The following is a 20,166-nucleotide window of genomic DNA, read 5'->3' as shown; positions in this document are numbered from 1 at the left end:
GATCGTACCGGCCGACGGGACGGGGTCGTTGTCGTCCCGTCGTACCCTGGCGGCGGCCGGCGCCCGGGAGGTACCTCGATGGCCGATTTGCTCCACCGACCAGGTGCGCGGCGCTGCCCGCCGGCGGCCTGCCGCCCGGCTGACGCACTGTCAGGAGCGGACGCGCGCTGCGCTACACAGTGGCAGTTGTCCACACCGGCCGCCGGTGGGAGCGTGCGGTATCCACGAATGCCGCTGAAGGGTTGCCACGATGACCGACGACCTGCTGGCCCGGCACCGGGCCGTGCTCCCGTCCTGGATGCCGCTGTACTACGCCGAGCCGATCGAGCTGGTCTCCGGCTCGGGCCGCCGGGTCACCGACGCTCAGGGCCGCAGCTACCTGGACTTCTTCGGTGGCGTGCTGACGAACATGATCGGCTACGACATCCCGGAGATCCGCGAGGCGGTCGAGCGGCAGCTCGCCAGCGGCATCGTGCACAGCTCGACGCTCTACCTGATCCGGCAGCAGGTGGAGCTGGCCGAGAAGATCGCGCAGCGCTCCGGCATCCCGGACGCCCGGGTGTTCTTCACCAACTCCGGCACCGAGGCGAACGAGGCGGCGCTGCTGGTCGCCACCAACCACCGGCGCTCGCACCAGATCCTGGCGGTGCGGAACAGCTACCACGGCCGGTCGTACGCGGCGATGGGCGTCACCGGCAACCGCAACTGGTCGGCCAGCGGGCTCAACCCGCTCCAGGTGGCCTGGCTGCACTCGGGTGACCGGGTGCGTGGCCTGCTCGCCCGACTGAGCGCCGAGGAGCAGGTCGACGCGGCGGTGGAGGACCTGCGCGAGGTGCTGGCCACCCAGACCGCCGGCGACGTGGCGGCGCTGATCGCCGAGCCGATCCAGGGGGTGGGTGGCTTCGTGCATCCGCCGGACGGGCTCTTCGCCGGCTGGAAGAAGGTCCTCGACGAGCACGGCATCCTGTTCATCGCCGACGAGGTGCAGACCGGCTGGGGGCGTACCGGGGAGCACTTCTGGGGCTACCAGGCGCACGGGGTGACCCCCGACCTGCTCACCTTCGCCAAGGGCATCGGCAACGGGTTCGCGCTGGCCGGGGTCGTCGGGCGGGCCGAGGTGCTGGAGTCGGTGCCGGCGATCAGCTTCTCCACGTTCGGCGGCAACCCGATCTCCACGGCGGCCGGCAACGCGGTGCTCGACTACCTGATCGCGCACGACCTCCAGGCGAACGCGGCCCGGGTCGGCGCGATCCTCGCCGACGGCCTGCGCGCCTCGGTCGGCGGGCTGGACTGCGTCGCGGAGGTGCGCGGCAAGGGGTTGATGCTCGGCGTCGAGTTCGTCCGGCCGGGCACCAGCGAGCCGGACGCGGCGCTGACCAACCGGGTCTTCGAGGCGTGCCGGGAGGGTGGCCTGCTCGCCGGCAAGGGGGGCCTGTACGGCAACGTGCTGCGGATGGGTCCACCGTTGACGCTGACCGAGGAGGAGGCCCGCGAGGGCCTGGCGATCCTCGTCGACGCGATCCGCTTGGCGGCGGGGGTGGCGGCGTGAGCACCCGGATCGGGCACTTCATCGACGGTAAGCGGGTCGGCGGCACGTCCGAGCGGCGGGGCGACGTGTTCGACCCGGCGACGGGTCGGCGTACCGCCGAGGTGGAGCTGGCCTCGGCCGCGGACGTCGACGTCGCGGTGCGGGCCGCGGCCCTCGCCGCCCGGGCCTGGCGGGACGCGTCGCTGGCGAAGCGGTCGGCGGTGCTGTTCGCCTTCCGGGAGCTGGTGCACGCCCGCCGGGAACGGCTCGCCGAGGTGATCACCGCCGAGCACGGCAAGGTGCTCGCCGACGCCGCCGGGGAGGTCCAGCGCGGCCTGGAGGTGATCGAGTACGCCTGCGGCCTGCCGTCGGCGCTGCGCGGCGCGTTCAGCGAGAACGTCTCCACCGAGGTCGACTCGTACACGATCCGGCAGCCACTCGGGGTGGTCGCGGTGATCTCCCCGTTCAACTTCCCGGTGATGGTGCCGCTGTGGTTCGTGCCGGTCGCGGTGGCCTGCGGCAACGCGGTGGTGCTCAAGCCGAGCGAGAAGGACCCCAGCGCGGCGCTGCTGCTGGCCGAGTGGTTCGCCGAGGCGGGCCTGCCCGACGGGGTGCTGAACGTCGTCAACGGGGACAAGGAGGCGGTGGACGCGCTGCTGGACCACCCGGAGGTGCGGTCGGTGTCGTTCGTCGGCTCCACCCCGATCGCCCGGTACGTCTACCAGCGCGGCACCGCCGCCGGCAAGCGGGTGCAGGCGCTCGGCGGGGCGAAGAACCACATGGTGGTGCTCCCCGACGCCGACCTGGACCTGGCCGCCGACGCGGCGGTCAACGCCGGGTTCGGCTCGGCGGGGGAGCGGTGCATGGCCATCTCGGTGCTGGTGGCGGTGGAGCCGGTGGCCGACGCGCTGGTCGATCGGATCGCCGCCCGGATGGCCGGGCTGCGCACCGGCGATGGCCGGCGCGGCTGCGATATGGGTCCGCTGGTCACGGCCGCGCACGCGGCGAAGGTGCGCTCCTACGTGGACGCCGGGGTGGCCGACGGCGCGGTGCCGGTGGTGGACGGGCGGGACGTGACGCCGGACGGCGATCCGGCCGGCTTCTGGCTGGGGCCGACGCTGTTCGACCGGGTGACCCCGCAGATGTCCATCTACACGGACGAGATCTTCGGGCCGGTGCTCGGCGTGGTCCGGGTCGGCTCGTACGACGAGGCGGTGGAACTGGTCAATGCCAGCCCGTACGGCAACGGCACGGCGATCTTCACCAATGACGGCGGTGCGGCCCGGCGCTACCAGCACGAGGTGGAGGTGGGCATGGTCGGGATCAATGTGCCGATCCCGGTGCCGATGGCGTACCACTCGTTCGGCGGCTGGAAGTCCTCGCTCTTCGGGGACCTGCACGCGCACGGCGAGGACGGGGTGCGCTTCTTCACCCGGGGCAAGGTGGTCACCAGCCGGTGGCTGGACCCGCGCCACGGCGGGGTCAACCTCGGGTTCCCCACCCAGACCTGAGCAGCCGCAGCACGCCCGCCCCGGCCAGGTACGCCAGCAGCGCCGGGACGGGCGTGCCGAGCGGCTCCGGGGCCTTCGCCGGGGTCGCGCTGTTGATCAGCAGCGCGGCCACCACGGCGGCGTAGCCGGCCACGGTCAGCACCAACCGGGTCCTGGTGCCCCGCCCGGCCCGGCGCCCGGTGCGGTGCCGGGTGCTGCGCGCCTCCACCGGCCCGAAGATGGCGACCAGGACCGCCAGGACGACCGCGAGCAGCAGCAGCCAGGGCACCCGCCACGCCCACCAGGCGGCCGAGCCGACCGCCGGGGTGGGCAGCGTCCCGGTCGCGTCGAGCAGGCCGACCAGCAGGACGGCGGCGGTCAGGTGCCAGAGGAAGATGGTCAGCACCACCAGGTTGACGCCGATCACGAGCTGCCACGGGCCGGTGCGGCGCAGCATGCGCTCCGCCGGGCCGCGCAGCAGCAGGATCAGGCCGAGCTGGGTGGCGGCGACGGCCAGCAGCGCGAGGCTGGGCGGCGCGGCGTTGTCCAGCCGCTCGCCGGGCACGTGCAGCATGGCCACCGGCCAGGGGCCGAGCACGGTGAGCAGCGGCAGCGCTGCCAGCCCGCCGGCCAGGAACACCACGCCGGCCCGGCGGGAGATGGGCAGCCGGCGTCGGCGTACCCCCGGACGGTCGGGTGCCGACGGCCCGGCGGGGTCGGTCACGCCGGGCGGGGCGGCGCGGGTGTCGTGCCAGGCGAAGCCGAGCTGGTGTACGGCCAGCCAGCCGAACAGGTAGTTGCCGTACGCCAGCTCTTCCGGCCCGGTCAGCCGGAGCAGGTCGCCGACGCCGACCAGGGCGACCAGCACCAGCGGGACGGCCAGTCCGAAGCGGCGGTGCAGCGCGTACATCGGTGGGGTGAGCGCGACCACCGCCAGGTAGGCGACCAGGAACCAGAGCGGGATGGTGGCGAACCAGACCACCTCGCGGATCCGGGTCGGGTCGGCGTCGAGCAGCCGGGCCACCGCTGCCGCGGCGCTGAGCACCAGCACCAGCACGCTGGTGGGGCGCACCAGTCGGGCGCTGCGGTCGACCAACCAGCCGGCGGCGTCGCCGTCCCGGGCCCGCAGCCGGGTGAGCGAGGCCGCGTTGGCGTAGCCGCCGACCAGGAAGAAGACCGGCATCACCTGGGCCACCCAGGTCAGCGGGTACGCCCAGGGCAGGTCGCCGAGCGCGGAGTGCCCGCTGGGCCGGCCGGCGGCGTCCCGTTCGATCACCGTGACGCCCCAGTGTCCGAGAACGACCATGGTGATGGCCAGCGCGCGGAGCAGGTCGACGTACCGCTCCCGGCCGGGCGGGGTGCGCTCCGCGAGCTGGCGCAGGCGGCGCATCGCCTCAGGCTATGCGACCGGGTGCTGGCCGGTGGTGATAACGGTTCGGCTGCCGGGGGTTGAAGTCCGCGCGTCGCTGCCGTAGAAATTCTTCAACGCCTTTGTGTCAAATGAAGACAAGCAACACAACATCCCCCAGCGCCTCGATGCGACGGACGCCACCCCCATCACCCGGCGACCGCCCGACCCGACCCGAGGAGAAATCATGAACAGGCGTGACATCCTGCGACGCAGCGCCGCCGCCGGCCTGCTGGCCACCCCGGCCGCCGGCCTGCTGACCGGCTGCGCCACCGGCGGCGGCGACGACAACGACGACAACGCCGCCTACAAGGGCACCAAGAGCGAGCAGAACCCGCTCGGCGTCAAGGAAGACGCCCCGCTCGAGGTGGTCATCTTCAGCGGTGGGTTCGGCGAGGAGTACGCCAAGGCCCACGAGGCCATGTACACCGAGAAGTACCCGAAGGCGAAGATCAAGCACTCCGCCACCCAGGAGATCAGCAAGACCCTCCAGCCGCGCTTCGTCGACGGCTCCCCGCCGGACGTGGTCAACAACTCCGGCACCGGCCAGATCGACTTCAACGGCCTGGTCAGCCAGAACGCCCTCGCCGACCTGGCTGAGCTGCTCGCCGCCCCGAGCCTCGACGTGCCCGGCAAGACGGTCAAGGACACCCTGCTGCCCGGCGCGGTCGAGATCGGCTCGTACGACGGCAAGTTCCTGGTGCTGAACTACACCTACACCGCCTACGGCATCTGGCACTCCAACAAGCTGTTCACCGAGCGCAAGTGGGAGTACGCCAAGACCTGGGACGAGCACATCGCGCTCTGCAAGCAGATCAAGGCTGCCGGCATCGCCCCCTGGACGTACGCCGGCATCCACCCGCGCTACATGAGCTGGCCGCTGATCTCCACCGCGATCAAGTTCGGTGGCCCGTCGGTGGCCCTCGCGCTCGACAACCTGGAGCCGAACGCCTGGAAGTCCGACGCGATGAAGGCCGCCGCCGACGCGTGGCACCAGATCGTCAAGGACAAGTACATCCTGGAGGGCTCGCCCGGCCTGGACCACAAGCAGTCGCAGACGGCCTGGTGCCAGGGCAAGGCCGCCTTCATCTCCTGCGGTTCCTGGCTGGAGAGCGAGCAGAAGGACGTCACCCCGGCCGGGTTCAACATGACCATCGCGCCGACGCCGAGCCTGGGCAGCGGCGACAAGCTGCCGTTCGAGGCGATCCGGGGCACCGCCGGTGAGCCGTTCATGGTGCCGGCCAAGGCCCGCAACGTCGCCGGCGGCTTGGAGTACTTCCGCACGATGCTGTCGAAGAAGGGCGCCCAGGACTTCACCCGGAAGGTCGCCAGCCTCACCGTGGTCGCTGGCGCGACCGAGGGCGTCGAGTTGCCGTACGGGCTGACCAGCGTGGTCAAGGCCCTCGACGCGTCCGGCGCCAACGGGTTCAACTGGGTGTACAACAACTACTACCGCAAGCTGGAGCGCAACCTCGTCGACGCCGCGTGTGGCGAGTTCTTCAGCGGGCGGATCGGCCCGGCGGACTTCCTCGACCAGTGCCAGAAGGGCGCCGACTCGATCGCCCAGGACACCTCGGTCAAGAAGTACAAGCGGGCTGCGTGACACCCCGGCCGGTGGGGGCGGACCGTCCCCACCGGCCGCACCACGGGAAGTAGGTCCTCATCGTGAGACATGGCAAGTGGCCGCTGATCGTCACCTTCCTGGTGCCGCCGGTGCTGCTGTACGTCGTCTTCGTCGTGTCGCCGTACCTGCAGGCGTTCCAGATCTCCACCACCGACTGGCTCGGCTACTCGGCCGACGCCAACTCGGTGGGCCTGGCGAACTTCAAGGCCCTGTGGCACGACGGGTACGTCTGGAACGCGTTGCAGAACAACGCGGTCCTGCTGGCCCTGGTGCCCGTGCTGACCATCGTGCTCGGGCTCTTCTTCGCCACCATGCTCGCCATGGGCGGGCGCAAGGGCCGCGCCGGGGTGACCGGGGTACGCGGCGGCGCGCTCTACCGCACGGTGTACTTCTTCCCGCAGGTGCTCTCCGTGGTGATCATCGCGCTGCTCTGGAAGGAGGTCTACCACCCGAACCAGGGCCTGCTCACCAGCGCCCTGCACGCCCTCGGCCTACCCGCGCCGACCTGGCTCGGCGACCCGGCGACCGCCTTCTGGTGTGTGCTGGCGGTGATGGTCTGGAGCAACGTCGGTTTCTACGTGGTGCTGTTCGGCGCGGCGATGTCGGCGGTGCCGAAGGAGATCTACGAGGCGGTGCTGCTCGACGGCGCGTCCCGGTTCACCACGCTGCGCCGGGTCACGCTGCCGCTGCTCTGGGACACCGTCCAGGTCGCCTGGGTCTACCTGGCCATCTTCGCCCTGGACGGGTTCATCCTCGTGCAGCTGATGACCAACGGCGGGCCGAACTTCTCCACGGACGTGATCGGCGTACGGATGTACGACACCGCCTTCGGCAGCGAGACCAAATTCGGCTATGCCTCGGCCATCGGCGTGGTGATGTTCTTCCTGACCCTCTCGGTGGCGGTGCTGTCGCTGCGGGTCGGCCGGCGCGAACGGATCGAGTTCTCGTGACCACACTGGACAAGCCCGCCCCCGCCGCCACCTCACCGACGCCGGTCGCCGGTCGGGACCGCCCCCTGCGCCGGGAACTCGGCGTGGCCAACGTCTTCTCGCACGGTTTCCTGCTGCTCTGGGGCCTGCTCACCGTTCTGCCGCTGCTGTGGATGTTCATCAGCTCGTTCAAGACCAACGGCGAGATCCTGGCCGACCCGTGGGGGCTGCCCGGGGCGCTGCACTGGGACAACTGGGAGCGGGCCTGGACCGGCGCGCACATCGGGCGGTACTTCCTCAACAGCATGGTCGTGGTGGCCGGCTCGGTCAGCCTCACCATGCTGATGGGATCCACCGCCGCCTACGTCTTCGCCCGGTACGAGTTCCGCGGCCGGCAGTTCGCCTACTACCTCTTCGTCGGCGGCCTGATGTTCCCGGTGTTCCTCGCCCTGGTGCCGCTCTTCTTCGTGGTCCGCAACGCCGGCCTCTTCGGCACCTGGACCGGGTTGATCCTGGTGTACTCGGCCTACTCGCTGCCATTCACGGTGTTCTTCCTGACCGCGTTCTTCCGGACCCTGCCGACCTCGGTGGCCGAGGCCGCGATGGTCGACGGCTGCGGTCACTTCCGGCTGTTCTTTCGGGTGATGCTGCCGATGGCGCGTCCGGGACTGATCAGTGTGGCGATCTTCAACTTCCTCAGCCACTGGAACCAGTTCCTGTTACCGCAGGTGTTGATGCAGGGCGACGAGTCCAAGTGGGTGCTCGCCCAGGGGCTGTTCGCCCTCTCGGTCAGCCAGGGCTACGCCGGCGACTACGCCCGGCTCTTCGCCGGGCTGAGCATCGCCGTGCTGCCGGTGCTGGCCGTGTACGTGGGCTTCCAGCGGCAGGTGCAGACCGGGCTGACCGCGGGCCAGCTCAAGTAGGTCGCGCCGTTCTGGTCCGGCTTGACCGGTAGGAAATCTCCTACCTATTGTGGTCGGCATGACCGTGACCCACGTGCAACTCGTCTCCGTACCGGTCGCCGACCAGGACCGGGCCCGCGACTTCTACGTCGACGTTCTCGGGTTCGACCTGATCTGGGACAACCCGATGGGCCCCGACGGCGGGCGCTGGGTGCAGGTCGCGCCCCCCGGCGCCGCCACCGCCCTCACCCTGGTCACCTGGTTCCCGACCATGGCGCCCGGGTCGCTCAAGGGCCTGGTGCTGGAGACCGACGACCTGGACGCGGACGTCGCCCGACTCCGGGAACGAGGGGTGGACTTCGCCGACGGGGGCATCCGGTCCGCCCCCTGGGGCCGGTACGCCACCTTCGACGACCCGGACGGCAACGGCATCGTCCTCCAGGCGACCCGTGTCTGAGTCGGACGTCTTCGCGGCGCTGGCTAACCCGACCCGCCGCGAGCTGCTGCGGCTACTGCGCGACGGCGGCCAGCAGCCGGTGCAGCGACTCGCGGACCACTTCGACATGCGTCGGCCGAGCCTGTCCGAGCACCTCAAGGTGCTCAAGGAGGCCGGCCTCGTGGTCGAGCGGCCGGTCGGCCGGCAGCGGCTGTACGCACTGCGGCCGGAGCCGTTGCGCGAGGTCGCCGACTGGCTCAGCCCGTACGAGGCGTACTGGCGCGGTCGACTCGGTGCGCTGCGCGACGTCCTGGACGAGCTCGACGATGAGTGAGCGCGGCACCATCCGGGTGGATCAGTTCCTGCCCCACCCGCCAGCAAAGGTCTGGCGGGCGCTGACCGATCCTGATCTCATCGCGCGCTGGCTGATGCAGACCGACTTCGTGCCGGTCGTCGGCCACCGGTTCACCTTCCGCACCGACCCGCGCCCCGGATTCGACGGCATCGTGCGCTGCGAGGTGCTCGACCTGGACCCGCAACGCCTGCTGCGCTGGTCCTGGCGGGGCGGATCGCTGGACACGGTGGTGACCTGGACCCTCGCCGCCGAGGGCCGGGGCACCCGGCTCTTCCTGGAACACTCCGGCTTCGACCCGGACGACCCGCTCCAACAGCGCACCTATGCCCTGCTCGACGGCGGCTGGCGCTCGCACGTCTGGCGCCGCCTGACCAGGGTCCTCGGCGCCATCGAGTCCTAGCGCACCGCGCCTTCGCGCCGCGCGCTGCCACGGCGTCGCGTCTTGCAACCCCATGATCGTGCTCGATCCTGGAAAGAGTCCCCTCCTTGCGGCGGGAGGGGCATACATCCTGGTTCGAGCGCGATCATGCGCGGCGCCAGCGGCGCCTCGCGGCGGCGGGTGCCGCGGCGGGGGCGCGGTGAAGGGGGCGCGGTGAAGGGCGGGGTCAGGGCGTGGTGGGGAAGAGGCGGGCGTGCAGGGCCGTCGGGTCGGTGACCTCGGGCAGTTCGCGGGCGGCGAGCCAGGCCGCGGCGGCGGCCCCGTCGCCGGCGGTACGCAGCGGCGCGGCCGGCCAGTGCCGGCCGACCTCGGCCCGGACGGCGGCGGCCAGCGGGGTGTCCCCGGTGAGCAGCCCGCCGCCGAGCACGACCGGTGTGACCGCCCCGGCCGGGCGGATCCGGCCCACGCTGTCGACCAGGTGCGCGGCGGCCTCGGCGACCAGCGCGGTGGCGACCGGTTCGCCGTCGGCAGCGGCGGTGACGACCAGCGGCGCCAGCCGGGCCAGCTCGATCGGGGGGCGGCGGGTCACCGTCTGGATCGTGGCGTCCACGGTGTCCCGTGGGCGGGCGGCGATCTCGGCGCTGCCCATCAGTTCGGTGAGCACCGCCGTGGCCAGCGCACCGGGGGTGCGGCCGGCGTCCAGGTCGGCGAGCAGCCGGCGGACCGACTCGCGGCCCAGCCAGAAGCCGGACCCGGCGTCGCCGAGCAGCCAGCCGTGTCCGTCGGCGACCCGGTCCAGCCGCAGGTCGCGGACCTGCGCCGTGATCGCCCCGGTGCCGGCGATGAGCACCGTGCCGTCCGGGGCGGCGGTGCCGGAGGCGTAGGCCACCAGGGCGTCGCCGTGCACGGCGTACGGGCAGCGCAGCCCGGCGTCCCGCCAGGCCCGGTCGAAGGCGGCCCGGCCGGCCGGGTCGGCGAGCAGCCGGGCCGCCCCGGCCAGCCCGATGGTGCCGGCCGCCACCCGGGTCGGGTCGACGTTGGCGAGCGCACCGCGCAGGGCCCTCAGCAGTTCTGCGGCGGCCCGTTCGGCGCCGTGGCTGGTGGGGTTGCCACCGCCGGCACGGCCGGTGCCGAGGCGCTCGCCGGTGAGGGTCAGGGCGGTCGCCCGGGTGGACGTACCCCCGACGTCGAGACCAACCACGACGGTGTCGGACATCGGCACGGCCTCCTTGCGCTGCGCGGCGATCGGGCCTGTTCATGCTGGGCGGCGCCGTCGCGCGGAGCAAGATGTGGCCGGCGCGGCGGGCTGTGCGCCAGGTAACAGTTTGAAAACTTCGCCCACAGTCTTGACATGGAGGGGCGTTCAGTAAGAAATTTTACCACTAACAGTTAACAAGCTTTTCGGAAAGGTCAGGCGTCGCATGGTTGATCACGAGGTGGACACCTCCGCGGGGACCGCGGTGGTCGACGCCGACGCGTTCGACCGGCGGGGCGCGCTCGGGTCCGCCTCCGACGGGGTGCTGGCCCGGGTCCGCAACGGGCTCGGTGAGCTGACCGGTGCGCTGCGCCGGGTCGCCGAGCACGTGCTGAGCGACCCGGAGGCCGCCGCCCGATCCACCATAGTGGAGCTGGCCGAGCGCAGCGGGACGTCCCCGGCGACCATCACCCGTTTCTGCCGGGCGATGGGCTTCGAGGGCTACGCCGACCTGCGGCTGGGCATCGCCTCCGAGACCGGCCGGGCACGCTCGGCCGGCTGGACCGTCGACATCGGTCGGGAGATCCAGCCCAGCGACCCGCTGGCCCGGGTGCTCGACCAGATCATGGCCGCCGACACCCGGGCCATGCACGACACCGCCGCGCTGCTCGACCTCGCCGAGGTGGAGCGGGCCGCGGTGGCGATCGCCGGTGCCAGCAGGGTGAACATCTTCGGCGCCAGCGGCAGCGCGCTGGTCGGCGAGGAGATGCAGTTCAGCCTGCACCGCATCGGGGTGGCCGCGTGGGCCTGGAACGACGTGCACGAGGGGCTGGCCAGCGCCGCGCTGCTGCGTACCGGAGACGTGGCGCTGGGCATCTCGCACACCGGCCAGACCCGGGAGACGATCGAGATGCTCGCCGAGGCGGGCAGCCGGGGCGCCACCACGATCGCCCTCACCGGCTTCCCCCGCTCACCTTTGGCCGAGCTGGCCGACATCGTGCTGCTCACCGCCAGCCAGGCGACCACCTTCCGGCCGGACGCGCTCTCTGCCCGCCACCCCCAGCTGGTGGTGCTCGACCTGCTCTACATCGCCGTCGCCCAGCGCACCCACGACCGCGCCCACGCGGCCTTCCGGCGTACCGCGCAGGCCGTCGACGGGCACAAGGCCGCGAAGGGAGCCCTCGCATGATCAGCGCCCAGGGGTACGCGGACGCGGTCCGCCCGGTGCTCGACCGGCTGCTCGACACCGAGGCCGACGGCATCACCCGGGCCGCCGACCTGATCGCCGGGAGCCTGCGCGCCGGCGGTGTGCTCCAGGCGTTCGGCGCCGGGCACTCCGAGGCGTTCGCCGCCGAACTGGTCGCCCGGGCCGGCGGGTTGGTCCCCACCAACCGGCTTTCGGTGCGTGACCTGGTGGTGCACGGCGACGCCCCGCCGGACGTGCTCGCCGACCCCAAGCTGGAACGCGACCCCTCCATCGCCCACCAGATCTACGCGCTCGCGGCGCCCCAGCCGCGCGACGTGTTCGTGGTGGCGTCCCAATCCGGCATCAACGGCTCGGTGGTCGAGCTGGCGGCGCTGGTCACCGAGCGCGGTCATCCGTTGATCGCGGTCACCTCGGTCGAGCACACTGCACGGGTCGCCCCGCGGCACCCGTCCGGTCGACGGCTCGCCGACCTCGCCGACGTCGTGCTGGACAACGGCGCGCCGTACGGTGATGCACTGCTGCCGCTCGAGGGCGGCGGCGCGGTCTGTGCGGTCTCCTCGGTCACCACTGCGCTGCTGGCGCAGCTGCTGACCGCGGAGGTCGTACGACGGTTCCATCAGGCCGGAGAGGTGCCCCCTATCTACCTCTCGGCCAACGTCCCCGGCGGGGACGAGCACAACATCGCCCTCGAGTCGCGGTACGCCGGGCGTCTCCGGCGCACCGCCTGACCCGAATTCCACAAGGAGAGACGACGATGTCGATTACCCCCGAGCACCCGGCCGAACTCGACCGCCGCACGGTGCTGCGTCGCGCCGCCGCCGTGGGCATGCTCGCCACGCCGGCCATCGGCCTGCTCAGCGCCTGCGCCACCAGCAGCGGTGACGAGAAGAACGAGCAGGTCTCCGGCGGCACGAAGAGCGCGGCCAACCCGCTGGGCGCCAAGGAGGACGCCCCGATCGAGGTGGTCATCTTCAACGGCGGTTACGGCGAGAAGTACGCCACCGACGTGCACGAGCCGCTCTACAAGAAGGCGTTCCCCAAGTCCGAGGTGAAGCACCAGGCGACCCAGGCGGTCTCCACGGTGCTGCAGCCGCGGTTCGCCGGCGGCAACCCGCCGGAGTTCGTCAACAACTCGGGCGAGAAGTTCCTCGACTTCGGTGCGCTCGTCAACGACGGCCAGCTGCAGGACCTCACCGAGCTGTGGGACGCGCCTTCGGTCGACGACCCGAGCAAGAAGGTCCGCGACACCGTCATCCCGGGCGTTGTCGAGCAGGGCATGTTCAACACCGCCGACGGGGGGCGCAAGCCGTTCGTCCTGTACTACGTCTCGACGGTCTACGGGATCTGGTACTCGGGCAAGCTCTTCAAGGACAACGGTTGGACCGCGCCCACCAACTGGGAGCAGTTCAAGGCGCTCTGCGAGCAGATCAAGGCCAAGGGCATCACCCCGTACGGCTACGCCGGGGCGAACGCGGCCTACTACCAGTGGAACGTGATCCTCACCCAGGCCGCGAAGATCGGCGGCACCGACGTTCTGAAGAACATCGACAACCTGGAGGACGGCGCCTGGAAGCAGGACGCTGTCAAGCAGGCCGCGGAGGCGTGGGCCGAGATCGGCGCGAAGTACTCGGACAAGAGCTTCGAGGGGCTCAAGCACACCGACGTGCAGCTGCGGCAGAACCAGGGCAAGGTCGCCTTCTACCCGTCCGGCGACTGGCTGGAGAACGAGCAGAAGAAGGACACGCCGGCGGGCTTCACCTACCAGCTCATGCCGGTGCCCAGCCTCACGGCGTCGGACAAGCTGCCGGCGGCCGCTATCCGGGCGGCCGGTGGCGAGGGATACTTCGTCTCGTCCAAGAGCAAGAACCCGCGTGGTGGCATGGAGTACATGCGCCAGATGCTCTCCAAGGCGGGCGCCCGGGGCTTCACCGAGACCGTCGGTGCGGCCACGGTCGTGCCGGCCGGCAGCGAGGGCTTCCAGTTCCCGCCGGGTGTGGCCAGCGCTCAGGCCGCGCTGAAGGCAGCCGGCAAGGACGTGTTCAACATGCTCTTCGACAACTGGTACAAGGAGCTCGACACGGAGGCGCGGACCGCCACCAACGAGCTGATGTTCGGTCGGATCAAGGCGGACGCGTTCGTGGAGCGGATCCAGAAGCGCGCCGACGCGATCAAGAAGGATTCCTCCGTCACCAAGTTCAAGCGCTGATCGGAGCGTAGGGGTCATGCGGCACGGCAAGTATCCGTTCGTGATCGGGTTCCTGTTCGCCCCGGTCACGCTGTACGTGGTCTTCGTCATCGCGCCGTACGCGCAGGCGTTCCAGATCTCGATGACCAACTGGCGGGGGCTGTCGGCCCCGCAGTGGGTGGGCTTCGACAACTACCGGAGGCTGTTCGACGACGGCAGCTTCTGGAAGGCGGTCCAGCACCACGGCGTACTGCTGCTTGCCCTGCCGCTGATCACCATCGCCATCGCCCTGTTCTTCTCGTTCCTGCTCAACGTGGGCGGCAAGAGCAGCGGCGGGCAACGCCAGGGGGTCTGGGGGGCGAAGTTCTACCGGGTGGTGTTCTTCTTCCCCAGGTCCTGGCGGTGGCCATCATCGCGGTGCTGTTCCAGATGGTCTACCGGCCCAACGAGTCCGGTCTGATCAACGGCGTGCTGATGAAGCTCGGCTTCGATCCGGTGCTCTTCCTGATCCGGCCGAACCTGGCCCTCTGGTCGATCATCGCGGTGCTGGTCTGGCAGGCGGTCGGCTTCTACGTGGTGCTCTTCTCGGCGGGGATGGCCTCCATCCCGGGTGAGATCTACGAGGCCGCCGAGATGGACGGGGCGACCAAGGTGACGCTCTTCTTCCGGGTCACCCTGCCGCTGCTCTGGGACACCTCCAGGTCGCCTGGGTCTACCTGGGCATCGCGGCGTTCGACGCGTTCGCCATCGTCGCGGTGCTCTCGGTGGACGGTGGCGGCCCGGACGGCGCCACGACGGTCCTGGCCATGGAGATCTACCGCAACGCCTTCGTCTACTCGAAGTACGGCTACGCCTCCGCGATGGGTGTGGCGCTCTTCTTCCTGACCCTCACGTTCGCGGCGCTGACGCTGCGGCTCACCAAGCGGGAAAGCGTGGAGTACTGATGACGCAGTCGACGCTGCCGCCGACGCCGGCGGCGCTACCGCCGAAGACCGGCGACCCGGGTGCCTCCGGCGGGCGGGGGCGGAAGAGCCCCCACTCGGAGGCGCGGCTCTTCGCCGGCCTGGGGCACATCGCGCTCGCCGTGTGGGCGGTGATCGTGATCGTGCCGATCCTCTGGACCTTCCTCGCCGCGTTCAAGAACACCACCGAGATCTTCAGCAGCCCGTGGACGCTCCCCGCGGAGCTGCGCTGGGAGAACTTCAGCCGGGCCTGGACCACCGCGCACGTCGGCCGGTACTTCATCAACAGCGTCATCGTGGTCGGATGCAGCACCTTCGGCACCATGCTGCTCGGCTCGATGGCGGCGTACGTGCTGGCCCGATACAAGTTCTGGGGCAACCGGGCGATCTACTACCTCTTCGTCTCCGGACTGGCCTTCCCGGTCTTCCTGGCCCTGGTGCCGCTCTTCTTCGTGGTGAAGAACCTGGGCCTGCTGGACACCCACACCGGGGTGGTGCTGGTCTACATCGCGTACTCGCTGCCGTTCACGATCTTCTTCCTGGCCGCGTTCTTCAAGACGCTGCCGTCGTCGGTGGCCGAGGCGGGTTGATCGACGGCTGTGGGCACACCGGCTGTTCTTCCAGTCATGATGCCGATGGCGAAGCCGGGCCTGATCAGCGTCCGATCTTCAACATCATCGGTCAGTGGGCGCAGTACCAACTTCCCCTGGTGCTGCTCAGCAACGCGAAGACAAGTGGGTGCTCACCCAGGCATCGCGGACATCTCAGTGAACGCGGTACGAGCGGACTGGTCGGCTGGTTCGCCGCGTACACGATGATCTCGGAGATCATCGGTCACCAGCGAACAGCCCGACCAGTCCGCCTCGTAGCCGCGTTCACTGAGATGTCCGCGATGCCCTGGGTGAGCACCACTTGTCCTTCGCGTTGCTGAGCAGCACCAGGGGAAGTTGGTACTGCGCCCACTGACCGATGATGTTGAAGATCGCGACGCTGATCAGGCCGCTTCGCCATCGGCATCATGACCTGGAAGAACAGCGGGTGTGCCACAGCCGTCGATCAACCCGCCTCGCCACCGACGACGGCAGCGTCTTGAGAACGCGCAGGAAGAAGATCGTGAACGAGCGAGTACGCGATGTAGACAGCACCACCCCGGTGTGGGTGTCCAGCAGGCCCAGGTTCTTCACCACGAAGAAGAGCGGCACCAGGGCCAGGAAGACCGGGAAGGCCAGTCCGGAGACGAAGAGGTAGTAGATCGCCCGGTTGCCCCAGAACTTGTATCGGGCCAGCACGTACGCCGCCATCGAGCCGAGCAGCATGGTGCCGAAGGTGCTGCATCCGACCACGATGACGCTGTTGATGAAGTACCGGCCGACGTGCGCGGTGGTCCAGGCCCGGCTGAAGTTCTCCCAGCGCAGCTCCGCGGGGAGCGTCCACGGGCTGCTGAAGATCTCGGTGGTGTTCTTGAACGCGGCGAGGAAGGTCCAGAGGATCGGCACGATCACGATCACCGCCCACACGGCGAGCGCGATGTGCCCCAGGCCGGCGAAGAGCCGCGCCTCCGAGTGGGGGCTCTTCCGCCCCGCCCGCCGGAGGCACCCGGGTCGCCGGTCTTCGGCGGTAGCGCCGCCGGCGTCGGCGGCAGCGTCGACTGCGTCATCAGTACTCCACGCTTTCCCGCTTGGTGAGCCGCAGCGTCAGCGCCGCGAACGTGAGGGTCAGGAAGAAGAGCGCCACACCCATCGCGGAGGCGTAGCCGTACTTCGAGTAGACGAAGGCGTTGCGGTAGATCTCCATGGCCAGGACCGTCGTGGCGCCGTCCGGGCCGCCACCGTCCACCGAGAGCACCGCGACGATGGCGAACGCGTCGAACGCCGCGATGCCCAGGTAGACCCAGGCGACCTGGAGGGTGTCCCAGAGCAGCGGCAGGGTGACCCGGAAGAAGAGCGTCACCTTGGTCGCCCCGTCCATCTCGGCGGCCTCGTAGATCTCACCCGGGATGGAGGCCATCCCCGCCGAGAAGAGCACCACGTAGAAGCCGACCGCCTGCCAGACCAGCACCGCGATGATCGACCAGAGGGCCAGGTTCGGCCGGATCAGGAAGAGCACCGGATCGAAGCCGAGCTTCATCAGCACGCCGTTGATCAGACCGGACTCGTTGGGCCGGTAGACCATCTGGAACAGCACCGCGATGATGGCCACCGCCAGGACCTGGGGGAAGAAGAACACCACCCGGTAGAACTTCGCCCCCCAGACCCCCTGGCGTTGCCCGCCGCTGCTCTTGCCGCCCACGTTGAGCAGGAACGAGAAGAACAGGGCGATGGCGATGGTGATCAGCGGCAGGGCAAGCAGCAGTACGCCGTGGTGCTGGACCGCCTTCCAGAAGCTGCCGTCGTCGAACAGCCTCCGGTAGTTGTCGAAGCCCACCCACTGCGGGGCCGACAGCCCCCGCCAGTTGGTCATCGAGATCTGGAACGCCTGCGCGTACGGCGCGATGACGAAGACCACGTACAGCGTGACCGGGGCGAACAGGAACCCGATCACGAACGGATACTTGCCGTGCCGCATGACCCCTACGCTCCGATCAGCGCTTGAACTTGGTGACGGAGGAATCCTTCTTGATCGCGTCGGCGCGCTTCTGGATCCGCTCCACGAACGCGTCCGCCTTGATCCGACCGAACATCAGCTCGTTGGTGGCGGTCCGCGCCTCCGTGTCGAGCTCCTTGTACCAGTTGTCGAAGAGCATGTTGAACACGTCCTTGCCGGCTGCCTTCAGCGCGGCCTGAGCGCTGGCCACACCCGGCGGGAACTGGAAGCCCTCGCTGCCGGCCGGCACGACCGTGGCCGCACCGACGGTCTCGGTGAAGCCCCGGGCGCCCGCCTTGGAGAGCATCTGGCGCATGTACTCCATGCCACCACGCGGGTTCTTGCTCTTGGACGAGACGAAGTATCCCTCGCCACCGGCCGCCCGGATAGCGGCCGCCGGCAGCTTGTCCGACGCCGTGAGGCTGGGCACCGGCATGAGCTGGTAGGTGAAGCCCGCCGGCGTGTCCTTCTTCTGCTCGTTCTCCAGCCAGTCGCCGGACGGGTAGAAGGCGACCTTGCCCTGGTTCTGCCGCAGCTGCACGTCGGTGTGCTTGAGCCCCTCGAAGCTCTTGTCCGAGTACTTCGCGCCGATCTCGGCCCACGCCTCCGCGGCCTGCTTGACAGCGTCCTGCTTCCAGGCGCCGTCCTCCAGGTTGTCGATGTTCTTCAGAACGTCGGTGCCGCCGATCTTCGCGGCCTGGGTGAGGATCACGTTCCACTGGTAGTAGGCCGCGTTCGCCCCGGCGTAGCCGTACGGGGTGATGCCCTTGGCCTTGATCTGCTCGCAGAGCGCCTTGAACTGCTCCCAGTTGGTGGGCGCGGTCCAACCGTTGTCCTTGAAGAGCTTGCCCGAGTACCAGATCCCGTAGACCGTCGAGACGTAGTACAGGACGAACGGCTTGCGCCCCCCGTCGGCGGTGTTGAACATGCCCTGCTCGACAACGCCCGGGATGACGGTGTCGCGGACCTTCTTGCTCGGGTCGTCGACCGAAGGCGCGTCCCACAGCTCGGTGAGGTCCTGCAGCTGGCCGTCGTTGACGAGCGCACCGAAGTCGAGGAACTTCTCGCCCGAGTTGTTGACGAACTCCGGCGGGTTGCCGCCGGCGAACCGCGGCTGCAGCACCGTGGAGACCGCCTGGGTCGCCTGGTGCTTCACCTCGGACTTGGGAACGCCTTCTTGTAGAGCGGCTCGTGCACGTCGGTGGCGTACTTCTCGCCGTAACCGCCGTTGAAGATGACCACCTCGATCGGGGCGTCCTCCTTGGCGCCCAGCGGGTTGGCCGCGCTCTTCGTGCCGCCGGAGACCTGCTCGTTCTTCTCGTCACCGCTGCTGGTGGCGCAGGCGCTGAGCAGGCCGATGGCCGGCGTGGCGAGCATGCCCACGGCGGCGGCGCGACGCAGCACCGTGCGGCGGTCGAGTTCGGCCGGGTGCTCGGGGGTAATCGACATCGTCGTCTCTCCTTGTGGAATTCGGGTCAGGCGGTGCGCCGGAGACGCCCGGCGTACCGCGACTCGAGGGCGATGTTGTGCTCGTCCCCGCGGGGACGTTGGCCGAGAGGTAGATAGGGGGCACCTCTCCGGCCTGATGGAACCGTCGTACGACCTCCGCGGTCAGCAGCTGCGCCAGCAGCGCAGTGGTGACCGAGGAGACCGCACAGACCGCGCCGCCGCCTCGAGCGGCAGCAGTGCATCACCGTACGGCGCGCCGTTGTCCAGCACGACGTCGGCGAGGTCGGCGAGCCGTCGACCGGACGGGTGCCGCGGGGCGACCCGTGCAGTGTGCTCGACCGAGGTGACCGCGATCAACGGATGACCGCGCTCGGTGACCAGCGCCGCCAGCTCGACCACCGAGCCGTTGATGCCGGATTGGGACGCCACACGAACACGTCGCGCGGCTGGGGCGCCGCGAGCGCGTAGATCTGGTGGGCGATGGAGGGGTCGCGTTCCAGCTTGGGGTCGGCGAGCACGTCCGGCGGGGCGTCGCCGTGCACCACCAGGTCACGCACCGAAAGCCGGTTGGTGGGGACCAACCCGCCGGCCCGGGCGACCAGTTCGGCGGCGAACGCCTCGGAGTGCCCGGCGCCGAACGCCTGGAGCACACCGCCGGCGCGCAGGCTCCGGCGATCAGGTCGGCGGCCCGGGTGATGCCGTCGGCCTCGGTGTCGAGCAGCCGGTCGAGCACCGGGCGGACCGCGTCCGCGTACCCCTGGGCGCTGATCATGCGAGGGCTCCCTTCGCGGCCTTGTGCCCGTCGACGGCCTGCGCGGTACGCCGGAAGGCCGCGTGGGGCGCGGTCGTGGGTGCGCTGGGCGACGGCGATGTAGAGCAGGTCGAGCACCACCAGCTGGGGGTGGCGGGCAGAGAGCGCGTCCGGCCGGAAGGTGGTCGCCTGGCTGGCGGTGAGCAGCACGATGTCGGCCAGCTCGGCCAAAGGTGAGCGGGGGAAGCCGGTGAGGGCGATCGTGGTGGCGCCCCGGCTGCCCGCCTCGGCGAGCATCTCGATCGTCTCCCGGGTCTGGCCGGTGTGCGAGATGCCCAGCGCCACGTCTCCGGTACGCAGCAGCGCGGCGCTGGCCAGCCCCTCGTGCACGTCGTTCCAGGCCCACGCGGCCACCCGATGCGGTGCAGGCTGAACTGCATCTCCTCGCCGACCAGCGCGCTGCCGCTGGCGCCGAAGATGTTCACCCTGCTGGCACCGGCGATCGCCACCGCGGCCCGCTCCACCTCGGCGAGGTCGAGCAGCGCGGCGGTGTCGTGCATGGCCCGGGTGTCGGCGGCCATGATCTGGTCGAGCACCCGGGCCAGCGGGTCGCTGGGCTGGATCTCCCGACCGATGTCGACGGTCCAGCCGGCCGAGCGTGCCCGGCCGGTCTCGGAGGCGATGCCCAGCCGCAGGTCGGCGTAGCCCTCGAAGCCCATCGCCCGGCAGAAACGGGTGATGGTCGCCGGGGACGTCCCGCTGCGCTCGGCCAGCTCCACTATG

General features: G+C 70.2%; 18 protein-coding genes and 3 pseudogenes. 13 read left to right on the top strand and 8 right to left on the bottom strand.

Going from position 1 to position 20,166, the window contains the following annotated elements; genetic code table 11:
- Window positions 1-250: 250 nt before the first annotated feature.
- Both BUS84_RS13465 and BUS84_RS13460 read left to right on the top strand, forming a co-directional pair.
- On the top strand, window positions 251-1,549 hold the full coding sequence (locus BUS84_RS13465) for an aspartate aminotransferase family protein (protein WP_074312644.1): 1,299 nt from the start codon (window positions 251-253) through the stop codon (window positions 1,547-1,549).
- Window positions 1,546-3,039 carry a CoA-acylating methylmalonate-semialdehyde dehydrogenase gene (locus tag BUS84_RS13460; RefSeq protein ID WP_074312642.1) on the top strand — a complete coding sequence of 498 codons (1,494 nt, stop codon included), beginning with the start codon at window positions 1,546-1,548 and terminating at the stop codon, window positions 3,037-3,039. The genes BUS84_RS13465 and BUS84_RS13460 overlap by 4 nt, the downstream gene beginning before the upstream one ends.
- Here BUS84_RS13460 and BUS84_RS13455 read toward each other — a convergent pair.
- Window positions 3,011-4,408, bottom strand: coding sequence for an acyltransferase family protein (locus tag BUS84_RS13455; RefSeq protein WP_074312640.1), 1,398 nt, complete (start codon window positions 4,406-4,408; stop codon window positions 3,011-3,013). The two genes, BUS84_RS13460 and BUS84_RS13455, sit on opposite strands and share 29 nt — an antisense overlap.
- Window positions 4,409-4,613: 205 nt before the next feature.
- Between BUS84_RS13455 and ngcE (BUS84_RS13450) the strand changes: the two genes are divergently transcribed.
- The 6 genes from ngcE (BUS84_RS13450) to BUS84_RS13425 all read left to right on the top strand — a co-directional run bounded on the left by ngcE (BUS84_RS13450) (window position 4,614) and on the right by BUS84_RS13425 (window position 9,072).
- A complete protein-coding gene (gene ngcE, locus BUS84_RS13450) occupies window positions 4,614-6,029 on the top strand; it encodes an N-acetylglucosamine/diacetylchitobiose ABC transporter substrate-binding protein (RefSeq protein WP_074312638.1) in 1,416 nt (471 codons plus the stop codon).
- 62 nt (window positions 6,030-6,091) lie between these two features.
- Entirely contained in the window at window positions 6,092-7,000 is a 909-nt protein-coding gene (locus BUS84_RS13445; protein ID WP_074312636.1) for a carbohydrate ABC transporter permease, read from the top strand.
- Entirely contained in the window at window positions 6,997-7,902 is a 906-nt protein-coding gene (locus BUS84_RS13440; RefSeq protein ID WP_074312634.1) for a carbohydrate ABC transporter permease, read from the top strand. The genes BUS84_RS13445 and BUS84_RS13440 overlap by 4 nt, the downstream gene beginning before the upstream one ends.
- Window positions 7,903-7,960: 58 nt before the next feature.
- On the top strand, window positions 7,961-8,338 hold the full coding sequence (locus BUS84_RS13435; RefSeq protein ID WP_074307660.1) for a glyoxalase superfamily protein: 378 nt from the start codon (window positions 7,961-7,963) through the stop codon (window positions 8,336-8,338).
- Window positions 8,331-8,651 (top strand): ArsR/SmtB family transcription factor, encoded by a 321-nt coding sequence (locus tag BUS84_RS13430; protein WP_074307661.1) that lies wholly within the window; start codon window positions 8,331-8,333, stop codon window positions 8,649-8,651. Before BUS84_RS13435 ends, BUS84_RS13430 begins: the two co-directional genes overlap by 8 nt.
- On the top strand, window positions 8,644-9,072 hold the full coding sequence (locus BUS84_RS13425; protein WP_074307663.1) for an SRPBCC family protein: 429 nt from the start codon (window positions 8,644-8,646) through the stop codon (window positions 9,070-9,072). The genes BUS84_RS13430 and BUS84_RS13425 overlap by 8 nt, the downstream gene beginning before the upstream one ends.
- A 205-nt stretch (window positions 9,073-9,277) precedes the next feature.
- Here BUS84_RS13425 and BUS84_RS13420 read toward each other — a convergent pair whose 3' ends face one another.
- On the bottom strand, window positions 9,278-10,267 hold the full coding sequence (locus tag BUS84_RS13420) for an N-acetylglucosamine kinase (protein ID WP_074307664.1): 990 nt from the start codon (window positions 10,265-10,267) through the stop codon (window positions 9,278-9,280).
- Between the two features lie 205 nt (window positions 10,268-10,472).
- Between BUS84_RS13420 and BUS84_RS13415 the strand changes: the two genes are divergently transcribed.
- The 5 genes and pseudogenes from BUS84_RS13415 to BUS84_RS13395 all read left to right on the top strand — a co-directional run bounded on the left by BUS84_RS13415 (window position 10,473) and on the right by BUS84_RS13395 (window position 15,190).
- Window positions 10,473-11,435, top strand: a complete 963-nt coding sequence (locus tag BUS84_RS13415) for a MurR/RpiR family transcriptional regulator (RefSeq protein WP_074307666.1) — start codon at window positions 10,473-10,475, stop codon at window positions 11,433-11,435.
- Window positions 11,432-12,181 carry a sugar isomerase domain-containing protein gene (locus tag BUS84_RS13410; protein WP_074307667.1) on the top strand — a complete coding sequence of 250 codons (750 nt, stop codon included), beginning with the start codon at window positions 11,432-11,434 and terminating at the stop codon, window positions 12,179-12,181. Before BUS84_RS13415 ends, BUS84_RS13410 begins: the two co-directional genes overlap by 4 nt.
- A gap of 26 nt (window positions 12,182-12,207) precedes the next feature.
- A complete protein-coding gene (ngcE, locus tag BUS84_RS13405; protein ID WP_074307673.1) occupies window positions 12,208-13,659 on the top strand; it encodes an N-acetylglucosamine/diacetylchitobiose ABC transporter substrate-binding protein in 1,452 nt (483 codons plus the stop codon).
- Between the two features lie 16 nt (window positions 13,660-13,675).
- Window positions 13,676-14,582: pseudogene (locus tag BUS84_RS13400) on the top strand (carbohydrate ABC transporter permease).
- The gene (locus tag BUS84_RS13395) at window positions 14,582-15,190 is read left to right on the top strand and encodes a carbohydrate ABC transporter permease (protein WP_074312632.1); all 609 of its coding nucleotides are present in this window, start codon (window positions 14,582-14,584) and stop codon (window positions 15,188-15,190) included. Before BUS84_RS13400 ends, BUS84_RS13395 begins: the two are co-directional and overlap by 1 nt.
- A gap of 426 nt (window positions 15,191-15,616) precedes the next feature.
- Here BUS84_RS13395 and BUS84_RS13390 read toward each other — a convergent pair whose 3' ends face one another.
- The 6 genes and pseudogenes from BUS84_RS13390 to BUS84_RS13370 form a co-directional block, all read right to left on the bottom strand.
- Window positions 15,617-16,117 (bottom strand): carbohydrate ABC transporter permease, encoded by a 501-nt coding sequence (locus BUS84_RS13390; RefSeq protein ID WP_074312630.1) that lies wholly within the window; start codon window positions 16,115-16,117, stop codon window positions 15,617-15,619.
- Window positions 16,118-16,256: 139 nt separating this feature from the next.
- On the bottom strand, window positions 16,257-17,165 hold the full coding sequence (locus tag BUS84_RS13385; protein WP_074307675.1) for a carbohydrate ABC transporter permease: 909 nt from the start codon (window positions 17,163-17,165) through the stop codon (window positions 16,257-16,259).
- 16 nt (window positions 17,166-17,181) lie between these two features.
- The gene (gene ngcE, locus BUS84_RS13380) at window positions 17,182-18,339 is read right to left on the bottom strand and encodes an N-acetylglucosamine/diacetylchitobiose ABC transporter substrate-binding protein (protein WP_342198026.1); all 1,158 of its coding nucleotides are present in this window, start codon (window positions 18,337-18,339) and stop codon (window positions 17,182-17,184) included.
- A complete protein-coding gene (locus BUS84_RS40905; RefSeq protein ID WP_342198024.1) occupies window positions 18,336-18,632 on the bottom strand; it encodes a hypothetical protein in 297 nt (98 codons plus the stop codon). The genes ngcE (BUS84_RS13380) and BUS84_RS40905 overlap by 4 nt, the downstream gene beginning before the upstream one ends.
- Window positions 18,633-18,658: 26 nt before the next feature.
- Window positions 18,659-19,404 (bottom strand): annotated as a pseudogene (locus BUS84_RS13375) (sugar isomerase domain-containing protein).
- Window positions 19,401-20,166: pseudogene (locus BUS84_RS13370) on the bottom strand (MurR/RpiR family transcriptional regulator); the annotation flags it as partial. The pseudogenes BUS84_RS13375 and BUS84_RS13370, both read right to left, overlap by 4 nt.

Origin of the sequence: Micromonospora cremea (assembly GCF_900143515.1) — a bacterium.
Lineage (GTDB): Bacteria > Actinomycetota > Actinomycetes > Mycobacteriales > Micromonosporaceae > Micromonospora > Micromonospora cremea.
This window is presented reverse-complemented; position numbering and strand designations above follow the sequence as displayed.

Coding starts and splice junctions, on each gene's coding strand:
- BUS84_RS13420 (WP_074307664.1), bottom strand. CDS start 10,267: ATGTCCGACACCGTCGTGGTTGGTCTCGACGTCGGGGGTACGTCCACC.
- BUS84_RS13395 (WP_074312632.1), top strand. CDS start 14,582: ATGACGCAGTCGACGCTGCCGCCGACGCCGGCGGCGCTACCGCCGAAG.
- BUS84_RS13415 (WP_074307666.1), top strand. CDS start 10,473: ATGGTTGATCACGAGGTGGACACCTCCGCGGGGACCGCGGTGGTCGAC.
- BUS84_RS13385 (WP_074307675.1), bottom strand. CDS start 17,165: ATGCGGCACGGCAAGTATCCGTTCGTGATCGGGTTCCTGTTCGCCCCG.
- ngcE (WP_074307673.1), top strand. CDS start 12,208: ATGTCGATTACCCCCGAGCACCCGGCCGAACTCGACCGCCGCACGGTG.
- ngcE (WP_074312638.1), top strand. CDS start 4,614: ATGAACAGGCGTGACATCCTGCGACGCAGCGCCGCCGCCGGCCTGCTG.
- BUS84_RS13465 (WP_074312644.1), top strand. CDS start 251: ATGACCGACGACCTGCTGGCCCGGCACCGGGCCGTGCTCCCGTCCTGG.
- BUS84_RS13410 (WP_074307667.1), top strand. CDS start 11,432: ATGATCAGCGCCCAGGGGTACGCGGACGCGGTCCGCCCGGTGCTCGAC.
- BUS84_RS40905 (WP_342198024.1), bottom strand. CDS start 18,632: ATGTCGATTACCCCCGAGCACCCGGCCGAACTCGACCGCCGCACGGTG.
- BUS84_RS13455 (WP_074312640.1), bottom strand. CDS start 4,408: ATGCGCCGCCTGCGCCAGCTCGCGGAGCGCACCCCGCCCGGCCGGGAG.
- BUS84_RS13425 (WP_074307663.1), top strand. CDS start 8,644: ATGAGTGAGCGCGGCACCATCCGGGTGGATCAGTTCCTGCCCCACCCG.
- BUS84_RS13435 (WP_074307660.1), top strand. CDS start 7,961: ATGACCGTGACCCACGTGCAACTCGTCTCCGTACCGGTCGCCGACCAG.